The organism is Streptomyces sp. NTD91 (assembly GCF_059510455.1).
Genome location: NZ_JCAJZW010000165.1, coordinates 1 through 492 on the forward strand (window position 1 = coordinate 1; position 492 = coordinate 492).

At 70.9% G+C, this 492-nt stretch carries 1 protein-coding gene; it reads left to right on the forward strand.

What is annotated here, in order from left to right; genetic code table 11:
* Window positions 1-492: CurL C-terminal domain-containing protein (locus AC5WRT_RS39065; protein ID WP_496098959.1), on the forward strand; the 492-nt coding region annotated here is incomplete at both ends.

Consider the following 492-nt stretch of genomic DNA (forward strand, 5'->3'; position numbering starts at 1 on the left):
GCCCCAGGAAGCCACTCAGGGTGCCGCCGAGATTCCGGCCGGGGCGGACGGGACTGCGCCCGCGCTGGAGTCGGCCCGCCCGCGGGTCCTGCCCTGGGTGCTGTCCGCAGCGGGCGGTGCGCTGCCCGCGCAGGCACAGCAGCTGGCCCGCTTCGTCGAAGCCCGCCCGGACCTCGCCCTCGCCGACACCGCCCTCGCTCTGGCCACCACACGAACCGTGCTGGAACACCGCGCCGTGGTCCTCGCCGCCGACCGCGACGAACTGCTGGGCGCCCTCCACTCCCTGGCGGAGGGCCGGGACGAACCCGGCACCGTCCAGAACACGGTTCAGACCGGCGGTCGTACAGCTTTCCTCTTTGCCGGACAGGGCTCGCAACGGCTCGGTATGGGTCGCGAGTTGTACGAGACGTTTACTGCATTCGCCGAGACCTTCGACGCGGTGGACGCCGAGCTGCCTTTCGATCTGAAGGCGGTCGTCTTCGGTGAGGACAT